Source organism: Leptolyngbya cf. ectocarpi LEGE 11479 (assembly GCF_015207065.1).
In the GTDB taxonomy this organism is placed as follows: domain Bacteria; phylum Cyanobacteriota; class Cyanobacteriia; order Phormidesmidales; family Phormidesmidaceae; genus Leptothoe; species Leptothoe ectocarpi.
Genome location: NZ_JADEXP010000318.1, coordinates 1 through 7455, shown reverse-complemented (window position 1 = coordinate 7455; position 7455 = coordinate 1). Strand labels below are relative to the sequence as shown.

General features: G+C 49.6%; 10 protein-coding genes, 1 tRNA gene and 1 other annotated feature. Of the genes, 10 read left to right on the top strand and 1 reads right to left on the bottom strand.

The window, feature by feature from the left end; genetic code table 11:
- Window positions 1–132: 132 nt before the first annotated feature.
- Both IQ260_RS24235 and IQ260_RS24230 read left to right on the top strand, forming a co-directional pair.
- A complete protein-coding gene (locus tag IQ260_RS24235; protein WP_193995649.1) occupies window positions 133–942 on the top strand; it encodes a hypothetical protein in 810 nt (269 codons plus the stop codon).
- A gap of 269 nt (window positions 943–1211) precedes the next feature.
- On the top strand, window positions 1212–2210 hold the full coding sequence (locus IQ260_RS24230; protein WP_193995648.1) for a hypothetical protein: 999 nt from the start codon (window positions 1212–1214) through the stop codon (window positions 2208–2210).
- 8 nt (window positions 2211–2218) lie between these two features.
- On the opposite strand, the gene map is transcribed toward IQ260_RS24230, so the two are convergent.
- Entirely contained in the window at window positions 2219–3196 is a 978-nt protein-coding gene (gene map, locus IQ260_RS24225) for a type I methionyl aminopeptidase (protein ID WP_322745039.1), read from the bottom strand.
- Between the two features lie 39 nt (window positions 3197–3235).
- On the opposite strand from map, the gene rplS reads away from it, so the two are divergent.
- From rplS to rplL, 8 genes are all read left to right on the top strand, one after another.
- Entirely contained in the window at window positions 3236–3616 is a 381-nt protein-coding gene (gene rplS / locus IQ260_RS24220; protein WP_193995647.1) for a 50S ribosomal protein L19, read from the top strand.
- A 66-nt stretch (window positions 3617–3682) separates the two neighbouring features.
- A tRNA-Trp gene (locus IQ260_RS24215) sits at window positions 3683–3755 on the top strand.
- A gap of 171 nt (window positions 3756–3926) precedes the next feature.
- Window positions 3927–4166, top strand: coding sequence for a preprotein translocase subunit SecE (gene secE, locus IQ260_RS24210; RefSeq protein WP_193995646.1), 240 nt, complete (start codon window positions 3927–3929; stop codon window positions 4164–4166).
- Complete coding sequence (gene nusG, locus IQ260_RS24205; protein WP_193995645.1) at window positions 4166–4804, top strand: transcription termination/antitermination protein NusG; 639 nt, start codon at window positions 4166–4168, stop codon at window positions 4802–4804. The genes secE and nusG overlap by 1 nt, the downstream gene beginning before the upstream one ends.
- 3 nt (window positions 4805–4807) lie before the next feature.
- Complete coding sequence (rplK, locus tag IQ260_RS24200) at window positions 4808–5233, top strand: 50S ribosomal protein L11 (RefSeq protein WP_193995644.1); 426 nt, start codon at window positions 4808–4810, stop codon at window positions 5231–5233.
- A 92-nt stretch (window positions 5234–5325) separates the two neighbouring features.
- Entirely contained in the window at window positions 5326–6045 is a 720-nt protein-coding gene (rplA, locus tag IQ260_RS24195) for a 50S ribosomal protein L1 (RefSeq protein WP_193995643.1), read from the top strand.
- 70 nt (window positions 6046–6115) lie between these two features.
- Window positions 6116–6245: a sequence feature (ribosomal protein L10 leader region), on the top strand.
- 96 nt (window positions 6246–6341) lie between these two features.
- Complete coding sequence (gene rplJ, locus IQ260_RS24190) at window positions 6342–6881, top strand: 50S ribosomal protein L10 (protein WP_193995642.1); 540 nt, start codon at window positions 6342–6344, stop codon at window positions 6879–6881.
- A 54-nt stretch (window positions 6882–6935) separates the two neighbouring features.
- Entirely contained in the window at window positions 6936–7325 is a 390-nt protein-coding gene (gene rplL, locus IQ260_RS24185; RefSeq protein WP_193995641.1) for a 50S ribosomal protein L7/L12, read from the top strand.
- Window positions 7326–7455 lie beyond the last annotated feature (130 nt).

Below are 7455 nucleotides of genomic sequence, written 5' to 3'. Positions count from 1 at the left end.
GGAGGGTATTTAGAACATCGACGGAAAACACCTATCGGGATTCAAGTCCTTTGGAAAGGATGGGCAAAGTTACAGGGCCTGGTTGAAGGTTGGCAACTAGCGAACCAGACTTAATAGGAAAAGTCAGCTCTTTTGTTTATTCGAGCGCTGCCCTATGTAACAGCCCAGCTATCAACCTATGGACTGCGGTTTATGCAACGTCCTGTTGTTTGGCTCGCATTGGGCAGCCATGGGCTGTTGTTATTGCTGCCGGCCATTGATTTGACGGCGTCAACGTCCGAAGAGCTGGTGAACGCAGAGTCAGAGGACGCTTCTGTCATTGAGGTGCAAAATCTATCAGATCTGATTGGAGCTGTGCCTACAGAAACCGAGCTGCCCCCTCCTCCAGAGCCAGAAGAAGCACCGCCGGAGGAGCCTACACCGGCTGTCCCTCCTGAGGAAGTAGTTATTACTGACTCCGAGGATATTCCAGAAAACCCGCTGCCAGAGGAGCCGCCAGAGGATTTACCGTTAGATAGTCCACCGCCGGACAATGACCCACCTCAGCCGCCGTTTGACCGCTCAGGTGCCCAACGACAGGCATCGGACCGCACCAGAAGCCTAGGGGAAACCACCCCCCCTGCGCCTTTGTTGCTCGAAGATAGCCAGCGGCCATTTTTCTTTGATATGAATGCTGGTAACAAGCTTGAAGCTCCCTTAGCTCAAGGCTTAACAGACTTAATTGTCTTTAATGATGCCACCTTAGTTGAGAAGGAACAGGCTATTCTCGATAGTTTTACTAGTGGTGGTGATAATCCAGTGCCCGCTGGTGAATATGGTGGATCGTCCCTATACCAGTTAGTTAATGCGGCTACTAATGAAGAGGTTGGATATTTGAGTATTTTTCAAGGGTCTGGGGGACAGACTGTATTTGTTGGCATCTGGGACAGTCGCCCTCAGTAGGATGCCCACAGTCTTACCAGATAGACAGGTAGCACAGTCATAATTATTTGTAGGATGTGTTAGCGGTAGCGTAACGCATCAAATCTTTTCCATGAGGTGCGTTACGGCTTCGCCTAACAGCACCGTACAGGGACAATTAATTGTGGGGTGACCTACTTACCAGATAGATAGGTAGCACAGGCCCCTGCGGCCCGTTGAAAGCCTCATTTAAAGTAAACTTTTGAGCCGGTATTGTTTGCTCTGAGCGTACTGTTGTTTCCCGCATCACCATGAATTTTTTGAAAGTCCTTTTTAACCCAATTTTTTTACTGGCGGTGGGTCTGCATGCGGGGCTGCTAATGATTCCTGTTGCGGGTGGCTCATCTGAGAATGTGGTGCCGGCACCAGACCCAGAAGGGGAAAGTATTACAGTTACGCGGATTCCACCTAAAAGGGATAAATCAGCCAAACCCGGTGCTAGTCAGTCACCTCCCAGTGCTACTCGCCCAACGGCGGTAGGACAGGCAGCTAACAGTAAAAAAGCTACAGCGGCTGTAAGTGCGCGATCGCAAACCAAACCCCGTTCCCAAGGCGACCAACGCTCTAGCCGCAGCAGCTCCTCCACTAATGGCGATTCCAGTGGTGAGACCAGCAATATCCAAAACACCTCAGCGGCTCCGAGCGAGAATCCTGCTGGGCTGCCAGATTTACCTGACAACACGACGACGGACAGCGTACCCGTGACCGTGTCATCAAACGAAGTAGCTGAGCAAAAAGCTCCCACATTAATAGCGTTGAGAGCAGGTGCCGACACTCGGTCCGTGCCACAGCGTCTTCAGGAATTTTTGGCGCGTTTGCAGTACAGTCTGCAAGGGACCCGAGATGTGGCGGCAGCACAGACCGCCTGGCTAGCAAAACTTGAGGAGCAGTCCGCTGGTCTGTCCGCTCCTCAAGAGTTAGAAAAACCGTTAGAAATTAGCTATCCCGTAACTATTACCGAAGAAGAAGGTCCGCGACAGATTTACAGCTGTCTGAGCCCACTCCCCAAGCAAGGATTAATCGGTGCTGTGGTGGATGCCGATGGAGCGATCGCAACCGAACCCGCCCTCCTGCGTAGCTCCGGATATCCATTTCTCAATGATGTGGCCCTGCAAAAAATCCAGGACTACGAAAACTTTCCGACTGAAAATACTCAAAAAATCTACACTGTGCCCTTTGACGTCAATTACGATGAGGATGCCTGCCTCAGCCTGGCTGATATCAGTGCGGCCGACACTTCAGAGGACTAGATACCAGGCTACAGCCGAGAGCGGTCGGTCAGAATTTCTTGACCGTCTTCGGTGATGAGAACGGTGTGCTCAAACTGGGCAGAGAGTTTGCGATCGCACGTCACGACAGTCCATCGGTCCCTGAGGGTACGCGTTACCTTAGAACCTTCATTGACAATTGGCTCAATCGCTAAAGCCATCCCCGGCTTTAGCGTCACATTGGGTAGTTCTTTAGTGCGAAAATTAAACACCGCTGGCGGTTCATGGAGATTCCGACCCACACCATGGCCGGTAAACTCCTCCACCACTGTGTAGCCGCTGGCTTGAATACTGTCCTCAATCGCGCCCGCAATATCCAGCAGCGTCTTCCCTGGCAGCGCCTGGCCTATCCCTGCATAGAGGGCTGTCTGGGCAGCATCCATCAGCTTCTTAGCCCGAGGATTTACCCGCCCGACTGCAATCGTAATGCACGAGTCACCATGAAATCCATCATAGTAGGCCCCGGTATCCACCTTTAGTAGATCCCCAGCCTTAATCACCTTGCGCTTGCGGGGAATTCCATGCACCACCTCATCATTGATGCTGGCACAGATAGAGCCCGGAAAGCCGTGATAACCCTTAAAGCTTGGTGTCGCCCCCATTTCCCGAATCCGCTGCTCGGCATGGTCATCTAAATCTGCCGTCGTCATCCCCGGCTGCACCAGCTCAGAAATTTCCTTGAGCACCGTTGCCACAATCCGACCCGCCTGGCGCATGGTGTCTCTTTCTGGCAGCGACTTTAACTCAATCCCCTGATGCTTACGCGGTCCTACCATGACTGGGACAGCTAACGCTCGCGATAGCAGACTACCTAAAACATTCATACGTGGTTGATTGAGGTTTGCAATGGGGGTTTCATCCGATGGGCCAGGGCAGCCCGCTCGCACTAATAGTATGCAGGATTTTTGCCGTTGCTGATTTCGGAGGTGAACCGACTTCCCTAAAAAACCAGTGGTGTTTGTGACCATGTTGGCCTAATATTAAAGACCGTGCGCTTTTCAGGGCTTATGAACGCTGAGGAGATTATCCGCTCTATAGAAGCGGAACATATCAAAGACAATATCCCCAAGATCTATGTTGGGGATACAGTTCGGGTCGGTGTCCGAATTGTAGAAGGTGGTAAGGAACGTGTGCAGCCCTACGAGGGTACTGTCATTGCCATGCGCAATGGTGGTATCAACGAGACGATCACCGTACGTCGCGTCTTTCAAGGCGTGGGTGTTGAGCGTGTTTTCCTACTTCATGCACCTCGCGTGGCCAATATAAAGGTCTTACGTAGAGGTAAAGCGCGTCGTGCTAAGTTGTATTACCTTCGCGATCGCGTTGGTAAAGCAACTCGCTTGAAGCAGCGCTTTGATCGTCCCATTGAAAAAGCAGGCAAAAAATAATAATTTGCTGGGCTGTCTAAAAGCCCGTAAATTAAGCCTTACAATGGGGCAAGTTCAAAGAGTCGTGCGTCCTTAGTTCAGTTGGTAGAACGTCGGTCTCCAAAACCGAATGTCGGGGGTTCGAGTCCTCCAGGACGCGCTGAGCGATTAGCATAAGTTCTGCCTGAAGCATTTAGATTTATTGCTTAAAGGGAAGAGATTCATTCTTTTTCTTTCAAGTGATGTGCTTTAGGTAGAATTTTTGCTTGGGTAGCTCTAGGTTGATACTCTATCGACCTGGCTCGACGTAGCAAACAAGGAAGCTAATGACGTGGTCAAAAAGGACGCTAAGAAAGTAGTTGAAAAACAGCAGGCAAGCGACTCCTCTGACTCTTTTGACGCAGGGTCTTTCGTCAAAGGCACTCGCGAAGAGTTGAGCAAGGTGGTTTGGCCCTCCAGGCAGCAATTGATCAGTGAGTCTGCGGCTGTCATCCTTATGGTGGGCGTATCTGCGACACTTATTTACTTAGTGGATAAACTCTTTGGTTGGGCTTCTAGGCAGGTGTTTTAATGACTTACGCTTCTGACGATCCAAGCTATACAGCTGACAGTGAAAACTCTGATGTTCCTCAGGAACCCAGAAAATCGCAATCACGCTGGTATGCCGTACAAGTAGCCTCCGGGTGTGAAAAGCGCGTCAAGCTCAATCTTGAGCAGCGAGCAATCACTCTGGATGTGGCTAGTCGTATCTTTCAGATCGAAATTCCGCAGACCCCGGCGGTAAAGCTGCGCAAAGATGGCAGTCGTCAGAATATCGAGGAAAAAGTGTTTCCTGGATATGTCCTCATCCGCATGGTTTTGGATGACGACGTTTGGCAGGTGGTCAAAAACACCCCCCATGTCATTAACTTTGTCGGTGCCGAGCAACGACGTGCCACTGGACGTGGGCGAGGTCATGTTAAACCCATGCCTCTGAGTCGGGCTGAGGTCGAGCGCATCTTTAAGCAGACCCAAGAGCAGGCACCCGTAGTCAAAGTTGATATGGCTGAGGGTGACAAAATTTTGGTGTTGTCTGGTCCGTTTAAAGACTTTAGTGGTGAAGTCATTGAAGTCAGTCCTGAACGGAGCAAGCTTAAGGCATTGCTATCGATTTTCGGTCGCGATACCCCCGTTGAGCTGGAATTTAACCAAGTGCAAAAAGAGAGTTAATCAATGGCGAAGAAGGTAGTTGCGATTATTAAGCTGGCAATCCCGGCTGGAAAAGCGAACCCTGCACCGCCAATTGGTCCCGCCTTGGGTCAGCACGGGGTCAACATTATGGCGTTTTGCAAAGAGTACAACGCCAAGACCTCTGACAAAGCTGGGCTAATTGTTCCGGTTGAAATTTCTGTATTTGAAGACAGAAGCTTCACCTTCATTCTCAAAACACCGCCAGCCTCTGTGCTGATTAAGAAAGCGGCAAAAATTGAGAAGGGTTCTGGTGAGCCAAATAAAACAAAAGTTGGCTCTATTACTCGTGCCCAATTGCAAGAAATTGCTGAAATGAAGATGCCTGACCTCAACGCCAATGACGTTGAAGCAGCCATGAATATCATTGAAGGCACCGCTCGCAATATGGGAGTAACGTTGTCTGATTAGGCGTCGGATAACGATTACGCTTTAAATTCATTTAGTTGACCACTATTTGGGGAAGAAGTCTGACTTCGTTACGACCCCGAGGAGTTAAACCTATGGCTAAGAAAGTGTCGCGCCGCTTGAAAGAGCTGCAGGCAAAAGTACAAGACAAACTTTATGACCCCCTAGAGGCCATGGAGTTGCTCAAAGATACAGCGACTGCAAAGTTTACTGAAACTGTCGAAGCTCATATTCGCTTGGGCATTGATCCCAAGTATACCGATCAGCAATTGCGTACCACCGTGGCTTTGCCCAAGGGTACCGGGCAGGCCGTTCGCGTTGCAGTGATTGCCCGTGGTGAGAAAGTGGCAGAAGCCACTGACAACGGTGCGGACCTAGCCGGCTCGGAAGAACTGATCGATGAGATCCAAAAGGGCATGATGGATTTTGATATCCTCGTCGCTACACCTGACATGATGCCCAAAGTTGCCAAGTTAGGACGGATACTGGGTCCCCGAGGCTTAATGCCATCTCCCAAGGGTGGTTCTGTAACCTTCGACCTGGCTCAGGCTATTAATGACTTTAAGGCTGGTAAGTTGGAATTCCGTGCTGATAAGTCTGGCATTGTCCATGTCATGTTCGGTAAAGCAGACTTTTCGGCAGAAGACCTACTAACTAACCTCAAAGCACTTCAGGAGACGATTGATCGTAATCGTCCATCCGGAGCTAAGGGCCGTTACTGGCGCACAGTGTCAGTAGCTGCTACGATGGGTCCTGCGATTAAGATGGATATTAGTGCGCTGCGCGATCTAAAACCTGAAGACGCCGTTGCATAGATATTGTTGCTTGCAAAAATAGCGAGCAAAATTAAAAGCTTTGGAGATATTGCTGCTTTAGAAAACACCCAACAACTAAATAGGCATTCAAAGACAGCAGGTGCATTGTGCTTAATACCCTGCCGAGGTGCAGAGAGAGTGTGTGAGTAGCGCATATCTTTGGGTCTCGGTTGTTAGCTGAGGCCCTTTTAGATCTCTGAGGTCTTAACCATTGGTCTTTATTTGAATGTTCTAAGTCGGGTTTAAAGCTAGCTATATCTCCAACCTATCCCCGAAATTAAGGAGGTGAGATCCGAATGGGGAGAACCCTACAAAACAAGAAAGAGATTGTTACCGAGCTTAAGGATCTCCTAAGCGATACCCAATCGATTTTTGTTATTGACTACAAAGGCCTGACGGTTGGTGAGATCAGTGACCTACGTAACCGTATTCGCGATAAGGGCGGCACATGTAAAATTGCCAAAAATACCCTGATCCGGATTGCAGTTCAAGACGACGATAATTGGCAGCCCGTACAAGGCTTTCTGAAGGATGCAACGGCATTGTTGCTGACTCAGGAAGATATCGGTGGCGTCATCAAGGAATACAAAAAATTCCAGAAAGACACCAAGAAAACCGAGCTACGCGGCGGTGTCTTGGAGGGCAAAGCTTTAACCAAAACTGAAGCCGAAGCTCTCGCCGATCTACCGAGTAAAGAAGAGCTTTACGCCAAGATTGCAGGTGCCCTCAATGCCCTGGCAACCAAGGTTGCAGTGGGTGTCAAGGAAGTGCCGTCGTCTATTGCGCGTGGACTTCAGGCCTATGCCGACAAAGAAGGTGGAGAAGGCGGCGAATAACTGCCAAATTTGGTCTATTCACGATTCATTTTGTAATTAATCAAGGAGAAATCCATGTCTGCTGCAACTGATGAAATCTTGGAAAAGTTGAAGTCTTTGACTTTGCTCGAGGCATCTGAACTCGTTAAGCAAATTGAAGAAACCTTTGATGTAAGTGCTGCTGCGCCCGCTGGCGGCATGATGATGATGGCTGGTGGCGGTGCTGCTGGCGGCGGTGAAGAAGCTGAAGAGAAGACCGAGTTCGACGTTGTTCTCGAAGACTTCGGTGGCAACAAGATTGCTGTGCTTAAGGCTGTTCGTGCCATCACTGGTCTTGGCCTCAAAGAAGCGAAGGCCATGGTTGAAGGTGCGCCTAAGGCAATCAAAGAAGGTGTCTCTAAGGATGATGCTGAAGCTGCTAAAAAGCAGCTTGAGGAAGCTGGCGCTAAGGTGTCCGTCAAGTAGTAGTGAACCAGTTTTAACTAAAGTCTATGGGTAGCTACTAACGTTTTATAGCGTAGTATTTGCAAATAGATCTTTAGTTGTATGCCTCAGCTTATATATTAAGAACCCCTGCTGCCGTCCGGTATCAGGG

What these genes read in the sequence shown, in the direction of transcription:
- rplA (WP_193995643.1), top strand. Translation starts at nt 5,326, where the DNA reads ATGGCTAAGAAAGTGTCGCGCCGCTTGAAAGAGCTGCAGGCAAAAGTA.
- rplK (WP_193995644.1), top strand. Translation starts at nt 4,808, where the DNA reads ATGGCGAAGAAGGTAGTTGCGATTATTAAGCTGGCAATCCCGGCTGGA.
- IQ260_RS24230 (WP_193995648.1), top strand. Translation starts at nt 1,212, where the DNA reads ATGAATTTTTTGAAAGTCCTTTTTAACCCAATTTTTTTACTGGCGGTG.
- nusG (WP_193995645.1), top strand. Translation starts at nt 4,166, where the DNA reads ATGACTTACGCTTCTGACGATCCAAGCTATACAGCTGACAGTGAAAAC.
- rplJ (WP_193995642.1), top strand. Translation starts at nt 6,342, where the DNA reads ATGGGGAGAACCCTACAAAACAAGAAAGAGATTGTTACCGAGCTTAAG.
- rplL (WP_193995641.1), top strand. Translation starts at nt 6,936, where the DNA reads ATGTCTGCTGCAACTGATGAAATCTTGGAAAAGTTGAAGTCTTTGACT.
- map (WP_322745039.1), bottom strand. Translation starts at nt 3,196, where the DNA reads ATGGTCACAAACACCACTGGTTTTTTAGGGAAGTCGGTTCACCTCCGA.
- rplS (WP_193995647.1), top strand. Translation starts at nt 3,236, where the DNA reads ATGAACGCTGAGGAGATTATCCGCTCTATAGAAGCGGAACATATCAAA.